At 62.0% G+C, this 23,470-nt stretch carries 23 protein-coding genes; 3 read left to right on the forward strand and 20 right to left on the reverse strand.

Annotated elements, in window-relative coordinates:
• Window positions 1-76: 76 nt before the first annotated feature.
• Entirely contained in the window at window positions 77-637 is a 561-nt protein-coding gene (locus KVQ82_RS29675) for a YbhB/YbcL family Raf kinase inhibitor-like protein (RefSeq protein WP_027611137.1), read from the reverse strand.
• Window positions 638-776: 139 nt separating this feature from the next.
• Here KVQ82_RS29675 and KVQ82_RS29680 point away from each other — a divergent pair, with 139 nt between their 5' ends.
• Window positions 777-2,300: an apoptosis inducing factor family protein gene (locus tag KVQ82_RS29680; protein WP_222017367.1), complete on the forward strand. Its 1,524-nt coding sequence runs from the start codon at window positions 777-779 to the stop codon at window positions 2,298-2,300.
• Between the two features lie 102 nt (window positions 2,301-2,402).
• On the opposite strand, the gene pgaD is transcribed toward KVQ82_RS29680, so the two are convergent.
• The 15 genes from pgaD to KVQ82_RS29755 all read right to left on the reverse strand — a co-directional run bounded on the left by pgaD (window position 2,403) and on the right by KVQ82_RS29755 (window position 18,173).
• Window positions 2,403-2,936, reverse strand: a complete 534-nt coding sequence (pgaD, locus tag KVQ82_RS29685) for a poly-beta-1,6-N-acetyl-D-glucosamine biosynthesis protein PgaD (protein WP_222017369.1) — start codon at window positions 2,934-2,936, stop codon at window positions 2,403-2,405.
• On the reverse strand, window positions 2,933-4,288 hold the full coding sequence (gene pgaC / locus KVQ82_RS29690) for a poly-beta-1,6-N-acetyl-D-glucosamine synthase (protein WP_222017371.1): 1,356 nt from the start codon (window positions 4,286-4,288) through the stop codon (window positions 2,933-2,935). The genes pgaD and pgaC overlap by 4 nt, the downstream gene beginning before the upstream one ends.
• Window position 4,289: 1 nt before the next feature.
• Complete coding sequence (gene pgaB / locus KVQ82_RS29695) at window positions 4,290-6,287, reverse strand: poly-beta-1,6-N-acetyl-D-glucosamine N-deacetylase PgaB (protein WP_222017373.1); 1,998 nt, start codon at window positions 6,285-6,287, stop codon at window positions 4,290-4,292.
• A 12-nt stretch (window positions 6,288-6,299) separates the two neighbouring features.
• Entirely contained in the window at window positions 6,300-8,780 is a 2,481-nt protein-coding gene (gene pgaA / locus KVQ82_RS29700; protein ID WP_222017375.1) for a poly-beta-1,6 N-acetyl-D-glucosamine export porin PgaA, read from the reverse strand.
• Window positions 8,781-9,028: 248 nt separating this feature from the next.
• The gene (locus tag KVQ82_RS29705) at window positions 9,029-10,534 is read right to left on the reverse strand and encodes a YdgA family protein (RefSeq protein WP_222017377.1); all 1,506 of its coding nucleotides are present in this window, start codon (window positions 10,532-10,534) and stop codon (window positions 9,029-9,031) included.
• Between the two features lie 316 nt (window positions 10,535-10,850).
• Entirely contained in the window at window positions 10,851-11,486 is a 636-nt protein-coding gene (locus tag KVQ82_RS29710) for a hypothetical protein (RefSeq protein ID WP_047290746.1), read from the reverse strand.
• Window positions 11,487-11,579: 93 nt separating this feature from the next.
• Window positions 11,580-13,022, reverse strand: coding sequence for an efflux transporter outer membrane subunit (locus KVQ82_RS29715; protein ID WP_222017379.1), 1,443 nt, complete (start codon window positions 13,020-13,022; stop codon window positions 11,580-11,582).
• The gene (locus KVQ82_RS29720; protein ID WP_041070994.1) at window positions 13,019-13,906 is read right to left on the reverse strand and encodes an HlyD family secretion protein; all 888 of its coding nucleotides are present in this window, start codon (window positions 13,904-13,906) and stop codon (window positions 13,019-13,021) included. Before KVQ82_RS29720 ends, KVQ82_RS29715 begins: the two co-directional genes overlap by 4 nt.
• Window positions 13,903-14,112, reverse strand: a complete 210-nt coding sequence (locus tag KVQ82_RS29725) for a DUF1656 domain-containing protein (RefSeq protein ID WP_007957657.1) — start codon at window positions 14,110-14,112, stop codon at window positions 13,903-13,905. Before KVQ82_RS29725 ends, KVQ82_RS29720 begins: the two co-directional genes overlap by 4 nt.
• Window positions 14,109-16,172, reverse strand: a complete 2,064-nt coding sequence (locus KVQ82_RS29730) for an FUSC family protein (RefSeq protein WP_222017381.1) — start codon at window positions 16,170-16,172, stop codon at window positions 14,109-14,111. The genes KVQ82_RS29725 and KVQ82_RS29730 overlap by 4 nt, the downstream gene beginning before the upstream one ends.
• A complete protein-coding gene (locus tag KVQ82_RS29735) occupies window positions 16,169-16,597 on the reverse strand; it encodes a MarR family winged helix-turn-helix transcriptional regulator (protein WP_047290742.1) in 429 nt (142 codons plus the stop codon). The genes KVQ82_RS29730 and KVQ82_RS29735 overlap by 4 nt, the downstream gene beginning before the upstream one ends.
• Window positions 16,598-16,743: 146 nt before the next feature.
• Window positions 16,744-17,025 (reverse strand): type II toxin-antitoxin system RelE/ParE family toxin, encoded by a 282-nt coding sequence (locus KVQ82_RS29740; RefSeq protein ID WP_222017384.1) that lies wholly within the window; start codon window positions 17,023-17,025, stop codon window positions 16,744-16,746.
• Window positions 17,015-17,260, reverse strand: coding sequence for a type II toxin-antitoxin system Phd/YefM family antitoxin (locus KVQ82_RS29745; RefSeq protein ID WP_222017386.1), 246 nt, complete (start codon window positions 17,258-17,260; stop codon window positions 17,015-17,017). Before KVQ82_RS29745 ends, KVQ82_RS29740 begins: the two co-directional genes overlap by 11 nt.
• 82 nt (window positions 17,261-17,342) lie before the next feature.
• Complete coding sequence (locus KVQ82_RS29750) at window positions 17,343-17,588, reverse strand: DUF2789 domain-containing protein (RefSeq protein ID WP_108591740.1); 246 nt, start codon at window positions 17,586-17,588, stop codon at window positions 17,343-17,345.
• Window positions 17,589-17,711: 123 nt separating this feature from the next.
• Window positions 17,712-18,173, reverse strand: coding sequence for an aminoacyl-tRNA deacylase (locus KVQ82_RS29755; RefSeq protein ID WP_041070977.1), 462 nt, complete (start codon window positions 18,171-18,173; stop codon window positions 17,712-17,714).
• Window positions 18,174-18,327: 154 nt separating this feature from the next.
• Here KVQ82_RS29755 and KVQ82_RS29760 point away from each other — a divergent pair, with 154 nt between their 5' ends.
• Window positions 18,328-18,879 carry an NfeD family protein gene (locus KVQ82_RS29760; RefSeq protein ID WP_222017388.1) on the forward strand — a complete coding sequence of 184 codons (552 nt, stop codon included), beginning with the start codon at window positions 18,328-18,330 and terminating at the stop codon, window positions 18,877-18,879.
• A gap of 2 nt (window positions 18,880-18,881) precedes the next feature.
• Window positions 18,882-19,640, forward strand: coding sequence for a slipin family protein (locus tag KVQ82_RS29765; RefSeq protein ID WP_145595694.1), 759 nt, complete (start codon window positions 18,882-18,884; stop codon window positions 19,638-19,640).
• Here KVQ82_RS29765 and KVQ82_RS29770 read toward each other — a convergent pair.
• The 4 genes from KVQ82_RS29770 to KVQ82_RS29785 are packed head-to-tail and all read right to left on the reverse strand — an operon-like array spanning window position 19,606 to window position 23,456.
• On the reverse strand, window positions 19,606-20,580 hold the full coding sequence (locus KVQ82_RS29770) for a sulfotransferase family protein (RefSeq protein WP_222019464.1): 975 nt from the start codon (window positions 20,578-20,580) through the stop codon (window positions 19,606-19,608). The two genes, KVQ82_RS29765 and KVQ82_RS29770, sit on opposite strands and share 35 nt — an antisense overlap.
• Window positions 20,568-21,353, reverse strand: a complete 786-nt coding sequence (locus KVQ82_RS29775) for an aspartyl/asparaginyl beta-hydroxylase domain-containing protein (protein ID WP_198759188.1) — start codon at window positions 21,351-21,353, stop codon at window positions 20,568-20,570. Before KVQ82_RS29775 ends, KVQ82_RS29770 begins: the two co-directional genes overlap by 13 nt.
• Window positions 21,350-21,955 (reverse strand): adenylyl-sulfate kinase, encoded by a 606-nt coding sequence (gene cysC / locus KVQ82_RS29780; protein ID WP_222017390.1) that lies wholly within the window; start codon window positions 21,953-21,955, stop codon window positions 21,350-21,352. The genes KVQ82_RS29775 and cysC overlap by 4 nt, the downstream gene beginning before the upstream one ends.
• Window positions 21,939-23,456 (reverse strand): TolC family protein, encoded by a 1,518-nt coding sequence (locus tag KVQ82_RS29785; protein WP_041070966.1) that lies wholly within the window; start codon window positions 23,454-23,456, stop codon window positions 21,939-21,941. Before KVQ82_RS29785 ends, cysC begins: the two co-directional genes overlap by 17 nt.
• Between the last annotated feature and the right edge of the window lie 14 nt (window positions 23,457-23,470).

A 23,470-nucleotide genomic window follows, 5' to 3' on the forward strand; every position in this document is an offset into this window, starting at 1 on the left:
GGGATGAAAGTGATCCATTCATCCACTGAGACGGGCAGCCCCTTCAGATCGGGTTAAACCCCGCCAAAAAAAATTTTTAGCGGTGATAACGCCGCACCACGCTGCTGTTACGCAGTACGTGGCCTTTGATCTTGTCCATCAGCTCGGCGCGGGTCAGACCGGCGGGCAAGGCATCCGGAGCCAGATCCAGGGCGTAGATCTGAATGATGTAGTGGTGGGCGCTGTCGCCAACCGGTGGGCATGGCCCGATGTAATGGGTGGTGCCTTTGCTGTTGGTGCCGCCTACGCCTTCGAGACTGGATTTGGCGCCGACACCGGCCGGGATCTGCCGGGTGGTGGCTTTGATGCCGTAATGAATCCAGTGATCGACGCCAGCCCCTTTCTGGCCGTCCGGGTCGTGCATGACGATTGCGTAGCTCAGAGTGCCGGCAGGCCCGGCGTTCCAGGCCAGTGCCGGGGACTGGTTCTTGCCACCGCAACCGGCCGCATCGCTCGCGGCGGCCGAGGTGAACAGGCGATTGTCCGAGACACCGGGGATGTCGAGGGTAAAGCGCTCGGCCGCCTGCGCCGGAAACTGCACGCAAAGGGCGACGGCGACAGCCGCCAGCCAAGGGTTGAGAGAGGTCAATCGGGTCATTCCGGGAGCACCTTGTGCAGTTGGGCCTTCGTCGGCCTGCAAACTATAGCTGTACCGTTCGTACCTTGGCAGTGGCAATTGGCTGAACCTCGCACTGCGGCGCAAACTCGTAAGAGAAATGCCTGTCAGGAGCACGAACATGAGCCTGCACCGTGTCGCCCGTGTCGCCGATGTCCCCGAAGACCGTGGCCTGCAAGTCGAAATCGGCGAGCGCAAGATTGTCCTGCTCCACGCCAATGGCCAACTGCGCGCATTTCAAGGCGAATGCCCACATGCCGGGGCGCCACTGGCTGACGGCGCGCTGTGCAACGGACGCCTGATCTGTCCTTGGCACAAAGCCGCATTTCGCGTCGAAGACGGCGCGTTGTGCGAGCCACCGGCCCTCGACAGCCTCAAGCGTTATCCGCTGGAACTTCGCGGCGAGGAAGTCTGGGTCGATGATCAACCGCTACCGGATGGGCACACGCCGCCGGCCGATGATTCGCGCACCTTCGTGATAGTCGGCGCAGGTGCAGCGGGCACGGCATGTGCGGCGGCACTGCGGGAGAAAGGTTTCGGTGGCCGGATCATCATGCTCGACCGCGAAGCGGAGGCCGGTTACGACCGCACGGTGCTGAGCAAATTTGTCCTCGCCAGCGAAATGTCGGCGAAGGAAACCCCGCCGCTGCGCGATGAAGATTTTTATCAAGAGCAGCGCATCGAACGCCGACAAGGCGAAATCACCGCCCTCGACGCCTCAGCGAAAACCCTGCATTTGCACGACGGCCAATCCCTGCGTTACGACGCCGCGGTGCTCGCCACCGGCGGCGAGCCCAATCCGCTGCAACTGCCCGGCGCTGATCTGCCGCAAGTGTTCGTCCTGCGTTCGAAAGCCCAGGCCGAACAGATCATGCGCACCGCCAAACCCGAACAGCGGGCGCTGATCATCGGCGACAGCTTTATCGCCCTGGAATGCGCCTCGGCCCTGCGCCAGCTCGGGCTCGACGTGACGGTCAGCGCCCGCCACGCCATTCCGTTTGCCGCGCAATTCGGCACAGCCGTGGGTAAAGCGATCCGTGCGCTGCATGAACAACACGGGGTGAAATTCATCACCGATCACGAAGTCCGGGAAATCATTGGCGACGGCAAAGTCGAAGCGGTACTGCTGGACAACGGTTTGCGCGTCTCGGCGGATCTGGTGCTGGCGGGGGTCGGCGTGCGCCCGGCCACCGAGGCTTTTGCGTCGCTGCCGAGGGAGAAAGACCAGTCGCTGCGTGTCGATGCCGGCCTGCGTGTTTGCGAAGGCCTGTGGGCGATTGGCGATATCGCCACGTTCCCCCTGAGCGGCCAGCCGCAACGCATCGAGCACTGGCGCCTGGCCCAGCAGCACGCACGCATCGCTGCCGCCAACATGTTGGGCGCCGATGAGCATTATCTGGATGTGCCGTTTTTCTGGACCTGGCACTTCGGCAGGAACTACGACTACCTTGGCCACGCCAGCCAGTGGGATGAAATCGAGTTCAGGGGCGAACCCGAGCATCCGCCGTTCATCGGCCTGTTCGGCCACAACGGCGTGGTGGTCGCCGCGGTGGCCTGCGAGGAAGAACGGGCCATGGCGATGCTCGCGGAGCGGATGAAACAACCACTGGCGATGGAAGAAGCTTGGGAGCTGATTCGCTGCTGAATGCTGAACAATGTAGGAGCTGCCGAAGGCTGCGATCTTTTGATCTTGATTTTAAAGATCAAAAGATCGCAGCCTTCGGCAGCTCCTACAGGGGGGCATCTTTCAGGTGAGGCGATTCACCGGGTCGCGATTATCGTCATCCTCGGCGTGCAGAAAGATCACCCGCGGATGCTCCAGCGGCGCCAGCGGTGGCGGCAGCTCCGCAGGCTCCAGCGGCCGAAAGTTCAGCACCACATGGCTGATGTCACCTTCCTGATCGTTGTGGATGGTCATCACTCCCGGTGTGCGCAGTTTCTGCAAGCGCTCATCGCACAGCCGGAAGCTCTTGCTCAGCCCTTCATCATCGACCACCGGCGCCGGCAATCGACGCTGGGCGAAGCTTCGGCTTTTGCGCTGTTGATAACGCGCCCAACCAATCAGGATCACCGCGTTGACCAGCGCCACCCACAGGTAGATCTGCAACGTACCCAGGGCCTCGAATGCAGAGTTGTCGATGCGTGGCCCACCGGCGTGGGTTTCGATCAGCGGCCACAGCCCGCGTATCAGCAGGAACAGCAGGCCGACCCAGGCCAGCACGGTGAGGACCACATCGATCACCACCAGGAAGGGCCGCTGCCGGGTCCGGATGATTTTCATTTGATGACCTCCTCTTCGTCGTCGCCAACCGGCTTGATGCCGCGGTCAGGGCTGACCCAACGCGCACGCTTCTGATGTTGACCAAACAGCACTTTGGGGAAACTGACCAAGGTGGTGAGCAGGCTGACCAGCCAGAACGCGATCGGGTACCAGACCACCCAGAACATGGTTCGGCCCAACCCCGGTTCGTAGCGCCGGTCGATAATGATGCTGACCGCGAATTGCACCAGGCAGACGAACGCCAGTAACAGCCCGGTGAACGCTGGCGGCATCAGGTGATGCACGGCAATCGACTCCGGCATGACGACGAACTTGCCAACGGCCCAGAAGATTACCGACAGCAGAAAGGTGAAGGCCCAACCAGTCGAAAGGCAATACTCGAACAGCAGCGGCCACAGGTAACGATGGCGGTACTGCCAGATGCCGCGGATGTTCTTGAACAGCACCTCGGCACCGCCCTGGGCCCAGCGCAGGCGCTGCTTCCACAGACCACGCAGGGTTTCCGGCATCAGGATCCAGCACAGCGCGCGCGGCTCGTAAAAGATGCTCCAGTGATCGAGTTGCAGCTTCCAGCTGATGTCGATGTCTTCGGTGATCATGTCCGGGCTCCAGTAGCCGACCCGGTTCAACGCGGTACGGCGGAACGCGACGATCACCCCGGACACGGTGAAGATCCGCCCGAACACCCGCTGCGTGCGCTTGATCAGACCGATGATCGACGAGAACTCACCGACCTGCACCCGCCCGACCAGGGTCGAACGTGTGCGAATCCGTGGGTTGCCGGTCACTGCGCCAAGCCGCGCGTTGTCGAGCATCGGCGCCACCAGATAGGCCGCCGTGTTCGGCGCCAGCAGCGCGTCGCCGTCGATGCACACCAGATATTCGCTGCGCGCGGCAATGGCGCCCATGCGCAGGGCCACGGCCTTGCCTTGGTTTTCCGCCAGATGCAGCACCCGCAGGCGTGGGTCTTCCTGGGCGAGCCGGTCGAGTACTTCGGCGGTGTTGTCCTTGGAACCGTCGTTGATCGCGATGACTTCGATGTTCGGGTAATGCTGGGCCAGCGCCGCGTGAATGGTATCGGCGGCGTTTTCGCCTTCGTTGTAGCAAGGGATCAGGATCGAGATCAGTGGCTCGCCTTCCAGTGGCGGCGGCAGGGTGTCGTCCTGCCATGGCCAGTGACGCTCCCAGTGCGGCCAGAAATACAGGCCGCCGGCAATCCACAGCCCGGACATGAACAACGGGTAGAAGAACACGAAGTCCATCAGGAACTGCCCGGTGACCAGGAAGATCAACCCCAGCGGCACGCCGAGGACGAGCGCCAGAACAAGCAGGGCTAACAGTCTATCCAGCATGTCATGGGTTCCATTTGTTGGAGAGCGCAGGCCTTACGGTTTTCAGGTCCGGCAGGTTGTCGAGGAAGTTGTCCGGGTAGTAACCGAAACTGGTCGCCCCCTGACGCTTGAGCCGGCCCATCCAGTCCGCCAGTTGCGCACCGTCGATGTCGGCCTGATCCTTTTTCGTCCAGTCGCGGGCCTGCAGCTCGAACACCGTGCGATCCAGTGCACCGGGGCGCTGTTTGATCTTCGCCACCAGCTCTTCAAGCCACGGGCCGGATTGCGCCTGGGTCTGTTTTTCCATCAGCGGCATGGCCATCGGCGCCGTCCAGTCGTAGGTCACGAGGAAGTCGTCGAGGTTCTGCGCAAACCAGGCTTCGCTCTCAGGATTGAGTACCGGCTCGGCGAAGATGTTGCGTGCGGTCAGCACCTGCGGGCCACGGATCGCGCGGACCTTGGCGGTCAGCTCATTGGTGAAGTCGATCAGGTATTTACTCTTGAACCGCGTCCAGCGCTGCATGGCTGACGGATCATCGCGAAGCGCCGCAATGGACCCCGGCAAGCCGTGCGCGGCATACGCCTTCAGGGCCTCGGGGCTGGCGTCTTCGAAGTCCGAGAGCACCGCGTCGTCGTGATAGAGAATGCCGTCGACCGAGGTCAGGCGCGCCACGTCTTCGTAGATTTCACCGATGATCCGCCGTACTTGCGGATCGAACGGCGACAGGCGCTGATACTGGCCCGGATCGACCGAGGTGCTGCCGGTCTTCGGATCCCAGCGCGTAACACGCGGCAGCTTCGCATCGAGGCCGAAACTCAGCACCGGCATCCACGCGAAGACTTTCACGTGCGCCCGAGTGCGCAGTTGCCAGGCAACGCGATCGAAGATGTCGGCGCGCACCGGCAGGTGACGGTTGGGGAAGTACAGCGAGTGCACCAGTCCGTCGCCCTTCGGATCGGCGAAAGCCTGCAGGAACACGGTGTTGGCACCCATGTCGGCCATGCGCTGGATCAGCTTGCCGAGGTTGATTTCCTGTTGCGCCGGGTCTGGGTCGTAAACGTTGTCCAGATCAACGTGCACCACACGCATGGCGAAATCCGACTGCACGCCAACAATGCTGTTGGCGAAATGCTCGCCGTCAGGATCCGAGGCCACCAGAAAGCGCGGGCTGCTCATCAGGTTGTCGAGGGCATCGAGACCGTCGTCCAGGGTCAGGGCCATTTCATAGCCCTGCTCGCCGATCACGGCCAGCGATGTGCCGTCCGCCGTGCCGTACGGCCAGACCCAGATGCGCGGTTTCTTGCCGGTGACTTTGCGGATTTTTTCCGAGATGGTCGCCACGTCATTGCTGATTCGAGCGCGGAACTGTTCTTCGGACTCATAGCGTTTGGTGAGCGGATCGTAGCGTCGTGTGGCCGCCGCAGGCTGCATGTTGCCTTGCGGGTTGGCGAGGATGCCTTTGTGGCTGGCGTCGGTGTGCGCGGCGATTTCCACCAGCCCCGACTGCGAGATTTCCCGCACCTGATCCCAGGTCAGAAAGTCCGAACGTGCGCGGGGGGCGCCGGCAAAATCCACCGGTTGATTGAGCGGCGTGTCGATCCACACGCCGACCGGCGCCAGCAGAGCGTGCCAGTTGTAGGCGCGCAGCACCGGCAGCACGCGGGTGTAGAAGCTTGAATAACCATCGTCGAAGCTGAGCAGGATCGCTTTGGCCGGCAGTTCCGGGCCGCCCTTGCGCGCCGCCATGATCTGATCGACGGTGACCGGTTGGTAGCCGTTCTCCCGCAGCCACGCGAGCTGCTCGATCATGCGCTCGGTGCGCACCGCCACCACCGCCTGATCGGGGTCGCGGTCTTCGATATCGTGATAGGCAATGCCCAGCACATGGTTTTTCGGCCAGGGTTTTTCATTGGCCGCCACCGGACGTTGCGACGGCGGCGCGAAAGCCGGGGCTTGCTGGGCGCAGGCGCTGATCAGCAGCACTCCCAGCAGAAGGATGAAACGCGTCATCAAAGGCATCTTCAAACTCTTCTAGAAGCGGAAAGTGAGGTCGACGAGCAGACGCAGATCGGTCTCCCGATCACCGTCGTAGGGCCGGTTGATCACACTGAACAAACCGCCCACCTCGAACACGTCGTTCCAGGCATAACGCTGGCCGTAGCCGAGCATCGCCATGCCGCCGGTGCCGTGGTCACGCTGGCTGTAGGTGCCCGCCCCGGCCTGAAACTGCTGGCTCCACGAGGTTTCGTAACGGTGGTAGAGCACATGGTTGACGTTGACCGTCGGCATCACGCTGAAGTCCGCCTTCGGGTTGAAGTACGGCACATCCTCGGACTTGGAGTTCTGACTGGTACCGACTTCCAGACCGGCATCGACCTGCACGTTCGGCGCGCTGTAGACGCCCTCGCGCCCGGTGAGCAAGGCTTCGACGCGGTTGTTGCCGTCGCTGAAGTGCGACGGGCTGACCGACAGCCGCCACTCGCGACTTTCGTTGGCGCGCCAGCGAATGAACGCGTTGCCGCCGTTGGCCTTGATGTCGCTGTTGAGCGCCCGCAACGGCGTCTCGGCCGACAGATAGGCGAAGCTGCCGCCGTACTGCCAGTGATCGTTGATGTCGCGGGCAATCGCGATGCGCGCGCCCTGTTTGGCGCCGTAACCGTAATCGTGGTTGGAGACCTCGGCTTCCAGGCTCATGTCGCGGGTACGGCGCTCCAGACCGACACGCTGGAAGCGGTCGGTGCCCGTGCCTTCGGCGAAGTCGCCGGTGGCATAACCGGCGCCGACGAACACCCGCCAGTCTTCATCGATCGGCGGGCTGTACAGAGTGCTCTGGATGCCGAAATCGCGGCTGCCACTGACCGCGCCCGCACCACTGCCGCCGCCTCCGTTGGCCTTGCCGCCATAGGCTTCGACGCGCAGTTCGGACATGTCGTGCACTTCGCGCTCGCGGGCCGCTCGTTGCACCTGACGGTTGTCGGGAAAGCGCGCGACCACGTCATCGGTCAGCGCATCCATTTGCCGCCATTCCTGCAGGGTCATCGCGGTGCGCGCCTGAGCGAGTTCCAGGCCCATGTCGCGCGGGACCATGCTCTCGGTTTCCTTGAGCTGATTTTCCGCGCGGCGTGGCCATTGCCGGGCCAGGTACAGATCGGCCTGCGCCAGGCGCAGGCCGATGTTGCCCGGGGCCTGATCGACCAGTGTCTGCAGGCGCTCTTCGCCGTGCGGCAGGTCGGAGCCGTAGGTGCCGGCCTGCGCCGCGAGTTGCTGGGCGTCCATCCACTCATCATTGGGGTTGCCGATCGGCAAGCCCTTGAGTTCGACGCGCGGTTTCTGGGTCTTGGCCAGATCCTCGGCGAGTTTGCGCGCTTCATCGGCGCGGTCGCTTTCCAGCAGCGAGTAGTACAACGCGGTGGTGTCTTCGAGGCGATCACCGACATCGGCGTCCGGGGCCGACAACACCTGGCGATACAGGTCGGTAGAGACTTCTGGCTGGCGCTGATCCAGATACGACGCGGCGACCCAGCGCAAGGCGTAAGTCGGAATCTTCACGCCTTCGCTTTGCAGCTTCTGGTATTCATTGATCACGTCGGCGGTGCGCGCCCGGGCCTTGAGCGCGCCCATGCGGTCGATGCGCCAGCGAATCACGTCATCATGGGCGCTGGCATCCGGGGTCCAGGTGGCGAGCAGTTTGTCGTAATCGGCCAGCGCGCGGTCGGCGATCACGTAGCGTTCTTTTTCACTGCGGGTGGCGAGTTCGGCCAGACGCACGCGTTCGGCGGCCAGATCACCTTCGAGTCGACGCAAGGTGACCGGGTCGATCAGCCCCGGACGTTGATTGGCCAGACGCAGCGCCGGTTCCGGCAGCCGCGCCTTTTGCAGGGCGACCACGTATTCGCGGGCGACTTCCGGCTTGCTGCCGGCACGGATAAACGCTTGATCGTATTCAAACAACGCGTCGTACTGCTTGCCGGCGCGGGTCAGTGCATAGCCCAGTGCGAGGCGGCGCGAAGGATCGTCGGGTTTGGCGGCGACCAGCGCCTTGGCGCGGGTCACGGCTTCGTCGGGTTTGCCCGCGTCAGCCTGAGTCAGGGCCAGCCCCAATTGCAGGTCAGCGTTGTCCGGCTCCAGCGCCAGCGCCTTGTTGTAGACCTGAGTCGCCTGCTCCCAACGCTTGAGGTTGCGATAGGCCCGTGCGGTGGCGGTCAGTGCCTGCACCGGCAGCGCCCGGTCACGCCCCTGGGTTTCATAGACCTGCACCACTTCGGCATCGAGGCCGGCCCAACTGGCGATCTGCAGGTGATCGCTGATCTGGCCAGTGGTCGACTGCCCCGGCGGCACCTGGCGCAGCACGTTCAGCGCAGGCGTGGTCTGCCCGGCACGGGCATCACGCACCATCTGATCATAGGGCGTATCGGCAAACGCCAGTGCCGGCCAAAGCAACTGGCTGCACAGCGCAACACGAAACAACGGGCGTAAACCACGATGTAGAACAGGCACATCAATACGCGGCATTCGTCAGCATCCTTACATGGCCAGCCGGGTCGCAATGCCCCCCTTGCCCATTCGTAACGGAGGCTGAGCCAATAAAGACCCAGCCAAGCTTAGTCAGGCAGTCTTGCATGCAAGCGTAGTCGAATATTCAGAACACAATAATTGTTCAGAATCGTGCCGCCGGTTCAGTTCAAAACCCGAACGCCAGACAGCAAAACGCCCGGCGTCCGCGAATCCAGAGGCCGGGCGTTGCTATTTAGAGCGCAGGATTACTGCACTTGCGTGACGCCAGCGAACTTGCTCATCAGGAAGCCGACGAACTGCTCGACGGTCATTTTCTGGCCGTTGAATTCCACCTGGTTGGCGGCGTAATGCAGCTTGGTCACGACATTGGTGCCGTCGACGGTCGCCAATTGCGAACCGACTGCCATGCCGGAGAACATGTCGGCGCCGGCGCTGGCCTGATCGACGATGGCTTTGGCGTCAGTCTGGCCGTCGAGCTGCGCCTGCACGCTGAGCAGATCGATCAGCATCGGCTTGGACACCTGAATATTCAGGTCCAGCAGCGCGATCAATTGCTTGCCCAGTTGATCCGGCGGCAGATCCATCGATTGCGGCTTGGTCAGATCAATCACCAGACTGGCGCGACTTTCACCGTTGGCGGTTTTCAGCGACAGGTTTTCCAGCGCGATCTGTGGACTGGCGGCCAGCAGTTTCTGCAGGTCAGCCTTGACCTGTGCCGACTCGGCTTCGGTCAGGTTCAATTCCGGTGCCGGCAGACCGGCCTCGGCAGCGGCCGCCGCTTCCTTCTCGTACGGCTGCAATTTGGTCTGGTAGATCTGCATCAGCGACATCGTCGACGGGATGTCGAGGTTCTTCAGGCTCATGGCCATGTTGGCCGAACCGATTTTCTTGTCGTTGAGGGTGACTTCACCGACCTTGTAGTCAGCGCGGCCCGAGGCATTGCTGCCGCTCTCTTCGGTGAGGTTCTTCATTTCGAAGCTCTTCACACCGAGTACCGACTGCTTGGGACCGAAGGTGGTTTTGCTGCTGGTCAGCTCCAGGGTGTTTTCCCCGGTGTAGTAGCCGTAGCTGCTCTTGGTGAGGTTGCTGGCCAGGGTCAGACCGTTGAGTTCGACCTGCACCGGTGCCTGATCCTGCGCCACGGTGACCAGTTTCAGGCTGTCCATGTAGCCGTCAGCCTTGACCTTCTGCGCCTGGGCACTGGCGGAGATGTTCATGGTCAGGCCGGAAAACTTCAGGCTCGACTGTTCGTCCAGCGCGGTTTCCAGCGGCAGCAGTTCCAGGCTGCTGGTGGTGGATTCGTCGTAGCCGATGTTGGTCACACCTTTGAGCGGCGCGGCGCCTTTGGTGGCGGCAAACCATTTTTCGGTGGCCGGGCTCTTTTCCAGCTCGTAATTGCTGGTGGCCATGACCGGCAGCCACTTCAGCGAAACCAGGCGCGAGAACGGCAGCGGGCCGTGTTCGATGTGATCGACGAACAGCAGCTCGACCGGCTGGTCACCGAACATCTCGCCTTCGCCCTTGAGGCGGTAGTGCGCGGTGCTGGTGAAGGTGTGGCGCTCCAGCGACACCAGCTCCAACGACGCGCTGCCATTGGAGCCGGCCATCGCGGTCTGCAGCTCTTTGTTGGCGTTGCTGACGGCGTTGTTCAGCACGCCTTCGATCTTGGTCCCGGTATACCAGGCCCCGCCGGCACTGATCGCACCGATGGCAACAACAATCCCGAGAAGCACGCCTGCTGATTTATTCATGAATGACCTGATCAATGTCCGTGGCTGAAAGTGTGGTCGTCTTCCCTGAACCCGTGACCGGGTCGCGGCTCGACTCCGCTGAAATTAGCGGTGGAGATTAGCACTGGCAGCGCGAGGCGGCCCAATGTTTAAAGGTTAAAGAGTGTCTATGGGGAGTGTGGACAGCTGACAGGCGGGGAGAGTTGCAGTGTTTTTGAGGACGCTATCGCTGGCAAGCCAGCTCCCACAGGACTGGTTGTGTTCACAAAATCCGAGAACACCACAAAAACTGTGGGAGCTGGCTTGCCAGCGATGGGGCCAGAGGACTCCCAGAAGATCAGGAATACTGAACCTCGATCTCATCGAGCTGATGATCGAAGCTCTTCAACCGCGCCGTCCAGGTATACACCAGCACTTCAAAGTCGCGATCAATCACCGCCCCGCCCGGCCCGTCAGCCCGGGGATCGCAGAAATCCAGTTGATAGCGCTCACGGGCCATGGCCGTGGCGACATCCGACAGTTCGCGGGCATTATTGAGCCAGTGCCAGCCTTCATCGGCAATCTGCTTGTCGAGTTCCAGACACTGCTTTTTCAGGGCTTCGAGGCTTTTTTCCAGCGGCGTGCCGGTCAGTTCGCCCATGACTTCGGCGAAGGTGCGTCCCGGTTGCCAGTAGCTGCCCCAGAAGTAGCGATCAAACACGGTTTCGACCCGGCGCAGGGCGACTTTGGTGTCCCAGATCAGCACCAGGGTCTTGCCCTGTTCCAACTGGCGTTTCTTGACCCGCTGCACCTGAACCGAGGCCCACGCCACGACGACGATGGCCATCACCGCGATCAACGCCGTGGCGCTGTCGAGGAAGACCATGGCCTTGTCGATCTGATGGGCCAGCATGATGCCGTAGAAATAGGTGGCCGATAGCAGCACCAGCGCTACCAGGGCGCACCAGAAGCCGAGAGCGTAAGGGTTTTTCATTATTGGTTTCCCCTAGACCAGCGCTAGCAATGTGCGCTGAAAGGGTGCGTTGCACGGGGCACCCTTTCAACACTTCAAAGCATAGCAACGGCTTCAGGGTTTGCTGGCGCTTGAGGCTTGCGTTCGTCCGCTTTCCCAACCGCCACCCAGGGCGAGGAATAAATCGATCTGGCTCATGGCGACCTGGGTGTTGGCGGCGGCCAGTTGCGCGGTGACGTCGGTGTAAGTGCGGGTCGCCTGCAGGTCGGCGAGGAACGACTCGCGCCCGGCCTGGAAGAAGCGATGGGTCTGGTCCGCCGCCAGTTTCGCCGATTGCTCGGCGTCGGCCAGTGCATCGCGACGCTGCAGCAGTGCGCTGTACTGGGCCAGACCGGTCTGGGTTTCGCGGATGGCGTTGAGCACCACACCGTCGAAATGCGCCAGCGCGCCCTGAGTGTTGGCTTCGGCCTCACGGATCCGTGCGCGGGCGCCGTTGGTCGGCACTTTCCAGCTCAGCGACGGGCCAAAGCCCCAGCGGTTGGTCGAAGGATCGCCAAGGTCGGAAACGATGCCGACGGTGCCGATGGTCGCGCCGATGCTGATGTCCGGGTACAGCTCACCGGTTGCAATGCCGATGCCGGCGGTCGCGGCGGCGAGGCGACGTTCGGCCTGCCGCACATCGGGACGACGCTTGAGCAGCGTCGCACCGTCGCCCACCGGCAACTGTTGGGCGATTTTCGGCAGTTCGGCACAGGTCGCGGTGCCGGCAGGCAACTGGTCGAGCGGTTTGGCCAGCAGCATCGACAGGCGGAACAATCCGGCCTGACGCGCCGCTTCGTAGCGCGGCAGGTCAGCCCGCAAGGATTTGAATTGGGTTTGCGAACGGGTGACCTGGGTCTCGTCACCACGCCCGGCATCGCGCAAGCGCTGGATCAGCGTGGTGCTCTGCGATTGCAGGTCGAGGGAATGCTGAGCGATTTCCCGTTCTTCGTTGGCGGCGCACACTTGGGTGTAGGCACGGACCACGTCCGCGACGAGGGTGATGCGCGCGGTGTCGGCCGCCGCTTGCGTGGCATCGGCGTTGGCTTTCGCCGCTTCGATCCCGCGTTGCAGCGTGCCCCACAGATCGAACTGGTAAGACGCGCTGATACCGATGTCAGCGACGTTGGCCACCGGGACTTTTTCCGGCAGCAGGAATGCTTGTCCGGATTCCTGCAAGCGCTGCGCGCCCATCTTCACGCCGCCGCTCCAGCCGCCGGCCGCTTCCGCTTCATCGACCTGAGCCCGCGCCCGCGACAGGTTGGCCGCCGCCACGCGCAAATCCGTATTGGAAGCCATGGCTTGCTGTACCAGTTGATCCAGACGCGGGTCTTGATACAGCCGCCACCAGTCCGCCGGCACCGGCGCCGACACCACTGGTTTGCCGTCCACCGCCAGCTCGCCCTGAAAATCCTTGCGCTGCACCGCCGCGTCAGCGGGCAGGTGATAGTCCGGCCCGACCATCTGGCAGGCCGAGAGCATCAGGCCCAACCCGGCGATCATCAGGGCCCTGTTCATTGCGCGGGCTCCTGCGTTTTGTCGTCGATGATCGACACGGTCGCGGTCCGCCCGGCGATCATGCGGAAGTCTTCCGGCACCTCGTCAAAGGCGATGCGCACCGGAATCCGTTGTGCCAGGCGCACCCAGCTGAACGCCGGGTTGACGTTCGGCAGCAGGTTGTTGCCGCTGGTGCGGTCGCGATCTTCGATACCGGCGACGATGCTTTCGACATGCCCGCGCAGCCTGGCCTTGTCGCCGATCACACGGATATCCACCGACTGCCCGACATGAATGCCATCGAGTTTGGTTTCTTCGAAGTAGCCGTCGATATGGAAAGAGTTGCTGTCGACCACCGACAACACCGGACGCCCGGCGGTGACGAATTCCTGCACACGCGGCGCACGGTCGTTGACGTAACCGTCCACCGGGCTGCGGATCACCGAGCGATCCAGATTGAGCTGCGCGCTGTCCACCGTCACCAGCGCTTCGGCCAGCGCCGATTGCGCGCGGGCAACTTTCGACTGGCTTTCTTCCAGCTGTTCGGCCGGCACCAGATTGCCCAGACCACGGTTACGCTTGGCTTCACGCTGCGCCTGGGCCAGGGTTTCTTCGCGATCGGCGACCGCCGCTTTAGCCTGACGCAGGGCCAGTTTGAAGCGGTCCTGGTCGATGCTGAACAGCACTTGGCCGCGTTTGATCAACTGGTTGTCCTTGACCTCGACCTGCTGGATCAGCCCGGACACGTCCGGGGCGATCTGAATAATGTCAGCGCGAATGTGGCCGTCACGGGTCCATGGCGCAAACATGTAATACATCACCATGCGCCAGACGAGGACGACGGCAAAAGTCACGATCAGCAGGGTCAGGACCACGCGACCGATGGTCAGAAACGGTTTTTTCATGTCATCAGGTATCGACTGAGTGAGTCCACGCCGTACAGCATCACGGCGTAGAGGGCCACGTTGAACAATGCCCGGTGCCAGACCAGACGGTAAAAGTGCAGGCGCGTGAGCACGCCGTGCACCAGCACAAACAACACATAGGTGATGCCCATCAACACCAGCAGGGTCGGCAGGAAAATGCCGCTGATATCCAGATCACCAATCATAGGGGCGCTCCATCGGGCAGCGGTTCTTCGGCATCGCCGGTGCTGACAAATTCCACGCCGGGCAACAGCGCCAGACGCAAACCGCTCAGGGCATGCAACAGGTTTAGCCGGGTTTCTTCGTCGCCGTGACCTTTGAGGGCGCGGCGGGCGCGATCCATGGTCATCAATAAGGGACTCGGTGCCGGCAAGCGTTCGCCGGCCTTGAGGCAAGCGCGAAAATACTCACCGACCTCGGCCACCACTTGTTGCAGCAGGGCATTCGGCGCGCCCTCCACCCGCGGGGTGTAGGCCAGCAGATCAAGCAGGTTGAGCCCGACACGCACTTCACGCATGGCAATCCCGGTGTCCTGGCCGGTCATGGCCAGACGCGGCAAGTGCTGCATCAGACGGTCGAGCAACTGCACGCCCAACTGCCGATGTTCGGCAAGGTTGGCCGGCTCGGTCATGTGCACGATGTCCTTCCAGCTGAAACGGGTCAGACGTTTGGCGGCCAGCTCGACGCCAAACGGGCGGGCGATCAGGGTCCAGATGAACGCGAACAGCAAACCCATCGGGCCGGCCAGGTTGGAGTTCACAAAGGCGAAAAAGTCCGCGTCATACGCGCCCTGAATGCTGATGAACGACGAGGTGTTGACCAGCGTCAGGAGCATGCCGAGGTAGAAACGCGGCTGCACCGTCAGGGTGCCGACGCAAATGAACGGAACCGCAAACGCCAGTACCAGCATCGGGAAATCGTGCAGGTTCGGCAGAATCAGGAACAGATAGAGACTGGCGAACAGTACCGACATCCCGGTCCAGAAAAAGAACCGGTAGATCTGCGGCGCCGGGTCGTCCATTGAGGCGAAGAAACTGCACGCCACCGCTGCCAGAATCACCGCACTGCCGCCGTCCGGCCAACCCAGCAGGATCCACAGCACCGAGGCGACGATGATCGCCAGAATGGTCGAGGCCACCGAATACAGCATCATCCCGCGGTCGAGAAACGGCGTCAGCCGCCCGAGGCGCCAGTGCCGGTAAACCGCACGCCAGCTATCCTGGCGCTCGCAGAGAATCGCGTCCTGCAGACTGCGGCAGTCTTGCCACAGATCGATGAATTCACCGAGGCGATAAATCGCGTTGGAGAACAGCAACTGCTTGCGATCTTCCAGCGCCTCGCAGCTTGGCTGCAGGGCCTGGAGTTGATCCTTGAGCGCCTGCCACCGATCAAGATCGGCGTCGTTATGGCCGAGCCATTGCTGGGTCGCGGTCAGCAGCGGGGCAAACTTTTCCACCAGTTCCGGGGTACGCCGTTCGAGGGCGTAGAGCGAGTCTTCCAGAGCGTCGATCACCGGCAAGAGGTGGATCATCCGCCCGCGCAGCTCCTTGGTGTTGCGCACGGTTTGCGGCCGGGCGCCTTCGTGGGGCAACTGGCCGATCATCAATTCGAGGCTGTTGAAGTTGGCGACCATGGCCATGCGCAGCGCGGCGATCTGTTCAGGCTGCACGTCACGGCTGAGGAACTTCAAGCTGTAGGTGGTGGCGTCGGTGAACCATTTGCCCACCGCGTCGTTGAACACCGGCGCCAGACGCCGCGGCCAGAACATCGCGCCGACCACCGCCGCCACGGCGATGCCGAGAAAAATCTCTTCGGTGCGCGCTTCCGCCACGTCCCACACCGCCAGCGGATTATCCACGGTCGGCAAGGCAATCAGCGGCAATGTGTAACCGGCCAGCATCAGCGCGTAGTTATTGGCGGTGCGCAGGTGCAGCGACAGGAACAGCAAAATCCCCGTCCACAAGGCAATCACCACCACCAGCACATATGGACTCTGCACGAACATCGGCACGAACAGCACCGCCGCCGCCGCCCCGAGAAAGGTGCCGATGGCGCGGTACAGCGCCTTGGAACTGGTCGGGCCGAGAAACGGGCTGGAGACGATGTACACCGTGGCCATCGCCCAATACGGACGCGGCATTTGCATGAGCAAGGCGATGTACAGCGCGATCATCGACGCTGCAAAGGTGCGGACCCCGTAGAACCAGTCGCGGGCCGGAGGAATACCGGAGAAAAAACCGTTCAAGAATTGATCACCACAGGCGGATTGGCCGCCTCAAAAGCTCGCAGTACTCGAAGCGTAGCCTCCAGATCACTCTGGTCGATGCCTTCGAGCACTTCATGACGCAGACGCACCAGTTCGCTTTCCACCGCTTGCACCAGCTCACGACCGGTGTCGGTCAGGCTCAGGCACTTGGCCCGACGATCCTGCGCATCTTCGGTGCGGCAGACGTAGCCGGCGTGGCACAACTGGTCGAGCAGGCGTACTAGCGACGGACTTTCCATCCCGGCGGCCTGCGCCACCTGCACCTGACGCACGCCCTCGCCCAACCGCCCGATCATCAACAACGGCACGGCGCAGGCTTCGGAGATTCCATAGTTGACCAGCGTGGTCTGGCAGATCTTCCGCCAATGCCTGGCGGCCACCACCATGGCACTGCTGATGTTCATCTGGAGAGCGTCGAGGGAATTCGCCACGGGAAAATGCACACTGTTAGTTTGCTAACTATCAATATCGCATTGGCGGGGAATTTCAGTCAAGTTTTGAAACAAATAGGTTGTCAGGGGAGAAGAAAAAGCGCCGAGGTCTGGACGACTCAGCGTTTTTTGGCTTTCTCATAGACACTGCTGCGCTCGCGTTTTCCCACAGCGACTACCGAAACGACGATTCGCTCATCTGTCACTTGATAGACCAAACGGTAACCAGAAGCCTTCAGTTTGATTTTGTAGCAATCAGGCATTCCATGAAGCGCATCAGCCGATACCCTTGGTAGCGATAACCTTTCAGCGAGCTTTTTCTTGAATTGATCTCGCAACGTATGACCCAGCTTGTTCCACTCCTTATGAGCAGACGGCAGAAATTCGAGCTTATAGGTCATCCAGGCTTACCGAAATGGGTGTTTCATGACTGCGGGAACGGACGATCTCGACCAGTTCCAAATCATCAAGCCGCTCCATCATGGCTTCGTAAACATCGGCTGGCACCATGTAACCCATGACGCGATTATGGTTCAGCACAGCCACAGCACCACCATGTGCGCCACTCAGCACTGCTGATGGATTTTTCTTCAATTCGGAAACACTGACCGCCATATCGGCAAGAACACTTTGCATAATAAAAGACCTCAATTGAGGTCGTGATATTGGTCTATTTATACCTTCCATACAACCGAAAATGTGCTCAGCCGCCAGGTGGTCATCCCTCCCGCCCCTTGCGCAACAGCACGTTCAGCTGATCCACCACCTCCGCCCAATCCGCATCATCAAGAATCTCGCCGCGCAAGAAATCCGCCTGACTTTTGCTCCAGAAAAACGCATCCGCCAGGTGCAGCTCGGGTTTGAGCGGTGAATGGGTGGCGATGAATTGGTCAATGCTGGTCGGGTCGCTGTCCAGGCCCAGTTGCTTGAACAGGGACGGCAGGCTGTGGGTGGGCTGCTCCATGGAGGACTCCTTCAAGAATGCGGTGGGTGAGAGATTATTCGCGAGCAGGCTCCCACAGGAGAACGCGTTCAACCTGTGGGAGCGAGCTTGCTCGCGAAGGCGTCCGCGAAAGCGCTACAGAACCTACTGACTCAACTCCCGCACCTCGGCATGCGGCACCATTTTCAGAAACTCGGGCATGCTCATGTGCAGCAGGTAGTTGTGGTTGCCGGCTTCCAGGTAGATGTCTTTCTGCCGGGTCAGCAGCGGGTCGATGACCATGTCCAGGCCGTAGGAATCACCCAGCGGCGGCACCGCGCCGCGTTCGCAGTCATCGAAGATGTGCGCCAGGTTGCTTTCCCGGGTGATCTGCCATTCGCCGCGGCTGCGCACTTTGCTCAAATCCAGGTGCCGGCTGGCCGGCAGCACGGCCATCAGGTAATGCCCGTGGTGGTCGTCGAGAATCACCGACTTGGCCACGCGCTCGGCGGGCACCCCGGAAACCCGTGCGGTTTCCAGACTGCTGGCGGAGTGGCGGTGGGCCACGATGTCATATTCGCAATGCGCCCGGTTCAGGCTGCTTTGCACTTTTTTTGCCATACGCATGCTGCACCTCGGTGTCACGCGGAACGTTGTGCCTGTTCTGCTGAGTCTAGTTCGGCGAGGCTCAGGCGAAGGGAAATCCGCTCACTGGACACATCTGCTCATTGAGCAGAATTCATTCAGCGCCAGGCTCAACTAGACTTAAGGAAACACCCCCATGACTCTCCCGGAGGGTCACGTGAACAGCCGATGTTGTCTGTTTTTTCTGATACTGCTGACCAGCGGCCCGGCCCTCGCGGCTGACGTCCCGCTGACGGCGGTCAATCCGGTCGGCCTGTGGCTGATCACCCTTGGCATTGCCTTTCTAATAGCCGAAGCCGCGCTGCCCAACTACGGGGTCATCGGCCTTGGCGGGATCATCATGTTCGTCATCGGCGCGCTGATCCTGAGCAACGCCGAGGTGCCGGTACCGATGATCATCGGCCTCGGCCTGCTCAGCGCTCTGCTGCTGATCGCGTTGATCATCCGCGCCCTGAAAACCCGCCCGCGCCACGCCGTCAGCGGCGACGCCGGGCTGGTCGGCAGCGTGACGGCGGTGACCACCGTGCAAGCGGAAAACGCCCACAACGGCTGGGTGCATTTGCAGGGTGAACACTGGCAAGTGCACAGCGCCACACCCTTGCACACCGGGCAATCGGTGCGCGTGGTAGGGCGCAAGGGCTTATTGCTGAAAGTCGCCGCGACTGACGCGGTGCGACACGGAGAGTGATCATGGGTCTGCAAATCGGTTTTGTTGCACTGCTGCTGTTGGTGATCGCCCTCGCCGGGTCGACCTTCCGTATCCTGCGTGAGTACGAGCGCGGCGTGGTGTTCCAGCTCGGGCGCTTCTGGCAGGTCAAAGGGCCGGGGCTGATCCTGTTGATACCGGTGGTGCAGCAAATGGTCCGGGTCGATCTGCGCACCGTGGTGCTCGACGTGCCGCCACAGGATGTGATCACCCGCGACAACGTCTCGGTGAAGGTCAATGCGGTGCTGTACTTCCGCGTGCTTGACCCGCAGAAGGCGATCATTCAGGTCGAAGACTTTCTTTCGGCCACCAGCCAACTGGCGCAGACCACCCTGCGCGCGGTGCTCGGCAAACATGAGCTGGATGAACTGCTGGCCGAACGCGAGCAACTGAATATCGATATCCAGCAAGTGCTCGACGCCCAGACCGACGCCTGGGGCATCAAGGTCGCCAACGTCGAGATCAAGCACGTCGACCTCAACGAATCGATGGTCCGTGCCATCGCCAAACAGGCCGAAGCCGAACGTGAACGCCGGGCCAAGGTGATCCACGCCGAAGGCGAGCTGCAAGCCTCGGAAAAACTCATGCAGGCCGCCGAAATGCTCGGCCGCCAACCCGGCGCCATGCAACTGCGCTATATGCAGACCTTGAGTTCGATTGCCGGTGACAAGAGTTCGACGATTGTCTTTCCGTTGCCGATCGAGTTGCTTAAAGGGATGGCGGACTTGTCGGGCAAGGCTTGAGCAGGCGCAAACGTTCCAGCGCCGCGTAGGGCGCAGCCGCGCAACGTTTTACTTGTGCCTGCAACTGCGACGACGCCTCACGGCGTTTGTCTTCTCCATCGGCGAAAAAGCGCTGTGACGGCTGCTTGGCGTGCTGCGAGGTCGCCGCCAACATCCGCTGACACTGCTCGGCGTTCAAGCGAAAAAACCCTGCCAACCGGCCCGCCATGGCCTCGGGCAATTCGCTGTAGTTCACCACCAGACCGCTGCCATCGCGACAATGGATGTACCCCGCCTCGAACAAACGCCCCAGCCGCCGCGCGATGAAGTCCTCACGGCCGGCAAACGGCAATCCGTCGTCCAGGACACAATCACCAAGCATCCCCGGCACCATGTGCATCCCCGGACGACGCACGTGCGATACGGCGATTTCCAGCGGATCGCGATACACGAACAGCCACGGCGTGTCGGGAAAGCATGTCTGCAACAACGGCCATTCGCCGATGTTCCAGGCATCGAGCTTGATCACCAGTCGCTGCTCGATACCGCGTCGACGTTGACCGTAGGCCGAGAGCAGTCCACTGATCGCTGCCCGCCGCTCGGTTTCGGGTAGTTCACCTCGCAAAAGCGCATCAAGCGGCGGTGGCTCCGAGACTACGATGTGGTCATCGAGCCGCGCGAGCATCTGGCTGATCAATGTCGAACCGCAACGCGAGGCGTGCAGGATAAAGGCACTCGGCGCCAGTCCCGGGCTTAGCGTGTGCCACTGCGTCAGCGCCGACAGCGGCGTCTGGCGCCGAAAGACCTGATTGAACGGCAAACGCAACGCGTCCTCGACCGCATCGCGAAAAAACGGCTGCTGCAAAGGTCTATCACCGAACCAGCACCAATCGACCTGCCAAAGCCCCGCAACCGGCCATACCCGGATCGGCAGCCAGCCGTCGAAATTCAGCCGCTCCATTGCGCGTTCCATTGCCGACGCCCCTGGCGCATGGCCGCACGCAACTCTTCCCGGGAGAAGGGCAAGCCGTGTTCGGCGGCCAGCTCAAGCGTACGCTCGATGAATAATTCGGGGTCCGTCATGTCCTGCAACGTCGCCGCCAACGTGGCATCGCCCGCCACCCATCGCTGGAATTGCTGCAACGCCGAGTCTGGCCGTTGCGTTGCGGGGGTGTCGTTCACACCTTCGACGATTTTCTGCGCAAGCCAGGCGCCGGGTCGGCAATCGAGCACCAGATGAATCCGTGCCGACGTGTCGAAGTTATCCACCCGATGCGCACGAGCAAGATCGAGAAACCAGCACTCGCCCGCCGTCATCGGCACACGCTGCCCCTCGAGCCAGAAGTCTGCGGCGGGCGGGCTGAGCAACGGAATGTGCAGGCGCAGATCGGCGTCCGGCCCCTCCAGATCGTAATCACGGTGCTCATGAATTCGCCCGCCGGGCCCCAGTCGCAGCAAGCGTGCGCTGACGATATCCAGCGCCAGCTCGCGCAACCCCCGCTGCCAGCGTTCATCACGCAACCATGGCGTGCGCTGCAGCGGCAAACCGCGTCCTGGGGCTAACTCACTCAGTGCATCGGCAGCCGAAATCAGCGCCACGCCGCTCCAGTCGCCCGTGAAGTAGTCCGTGTTGAAGTGGCCGCGCCATGCCTCTTCGGCAATCGCCTGCAGCGCCTGCAACAGCAACGGCAGATCCACCGCCACCGGTAGACGCGAACAGACCGGGCGGCTCATGCCTTGGGTAACACCGCAGACTCGCCGAGCCAGGTCAGCAACCGATCCAGACTGGCCTCAACCGATTGCACGCCAGTGTCGAGTATCAACGACGCCTGCAGGGGCGGCTCATACGGCGCCGACACCCCCGTGAAACCGGCCATTTCGCCACGTCTTGCGCGGGCATAATGCCCCTTCGGATCCCGCTGCTCGCACACCGCCAGCGATGCACTGCACCAGACTTCTCGATAGTCCTCACCCAAACGCTGGGCGAACACCTCGCGCAGCTCCAGCAATGGCGCAATCATCGCCAGAACCACGATCTGCCCGTTTTCCACCAGCAATGCCGCCAGCTCACTGGCCCGGCGAATGTTCTCCAGACGATCGGCGTCGCCAAACCCCAGATCGCGGTTGAGCCCGACCCGCAAACCGTCGCCATCGAGGACCACGCTCTGCAATCCAAGGACAAACAACTCGGCGTGCAACGCCTGAGCCAGAGTCGATTTGCCCGCCGCCGGCAGACCGGTGAGCAAAATCGCCGCACCGCGATGGCCGTTGCGGGCCTCGCGTTGCGAGCGGCTGATGCTGGCGACGGGCGCCTGCAGATTATTTGGCGCCGGCATGGGCCACCACCGGCACCGAGATATCCCCCGACGCCCAGGCCGATTCGCGGTTTGCCAGGGCCGTGGCGATCGACTGCACCGCGGTGGATTGCACTTGATCCGGAAGCGGATCGAGGCCGGCGCTGGCGAAAATCTGCCCATAGGCATTGCGCAGATCGGCATACGACAGGTCGCGGCGCAGATCCGCTTGCAGGTTGTTCAATTCACCCTGAATCAACTCCAGCTCGCCGATGCCGGCGGCCTGGTGCCGATTACGCAACTGACCGACGATCTGCCCGTCGATGTCCGACAGTTGCTGGTTGGTCTTGAACTGACGCAGCGCCTCTTGATAGTTGGCATTGGCCACATACAGCTGCGCCAGCACCGCGATCGACATCGCCTGACGACGTGCGGTGGCGACTTCTTCGCCAGCCTTGGCCACATCGATGGCTGCCGGGGCGGAGATCACATTGAACAGGTTCCAGGTGACTTTCACCCCATAGTCGGCCCAGCGATCGTTCACCAGGAACGAGTTGCTGTCGTAGTGTCCGCCGGCAGAAAACTCCAGGCCCGGCAACATGCGCAACATCGCCTTGCGGGTTTCAGCAGCACTGATCCGGGTCTGGTAATCCTGCTCGCGCAGTTCCGGACGGCTGGTCAGGGCTTCCTGCTCCAGTCTGGAAATATCGACCTTGAGTTCCGGGATCTGATAACCGTCGTCAGTGGCCAGCGTCAGGTTGGTGCCCAGCGGCAGGTTGATCAGGGTCGCCAGTTCGGTTTTCGCCAGCGACAACGCCCGGCGTTGCTCTTCCAGTTGCCGGGTCGCTTCGATCAGCGAACGCTGGTAACCGAGGGACTGCACCGGATCACCGATGCGCTGCTCGCTCATGCTTTCGCTGTTGCGCCGGGCGGTATCGACCCGCGCCATCAGGCTGTCGATCTGTTTGAGCAGGCGTTCGGCCGCCATCGCCCGCCAATAGGCCGAGCGCACGTCCTGAACGATGGTGTTGATCACTTTGCGCCGGCGTTCCTGAACGATCAGGCGCTGGTCGCCCTGTTGCTTGGCGTTGATGTAGCTGACGCCGAAGTCGAGGACGTTCCAGACCATGGTCAGGTCGGCGACGTTGCGGTCGCGGTCCTGGGAGGTCGACGGTTCCAGGGACTGGGTGCCGGTGCGTACGCTCTGGCTGCTGGAGGCGCTGACATTGTTGCGTCCGACGTAACCGGCATCCAGCGCCATGCGTGGCAGCATGTCGAAGCTGGCGAGGTCGAGCTGCCGCTTGGCCAGCGCTTCCTCCATGATTTTCAAGCGCCCTTCGAGGTTGTATTTCACCGCGCGGGCCATCGCCTGGTGCAGGGTCAGCGGACCGCTCAGCGGTTCCTGGCCCTTGTACATGCTTTGCAGGTCGGCTTTGGCCCGTTGTTCGCTGACACTGCGTTCGATCGGTTCACTGGTGACTGCACATCCGCTGATTGCCAGCGCCAGCAGGCTGGCGCCGAACAATTTTTGACTTTTCTTCATCCCTGCATCGCCCC

Source organism: Pseudomonas sp. AO-1, assembly GCF_019775695.1.
GTDB classification, from domain to species: domain Bacteria; phylum Pseudomonadota; class Gammaproteobacteria; order Pseudomonadales; family Pseudomonadaceae; genus Aquipseudomonas; species Aquipseudomonas parakoreensis.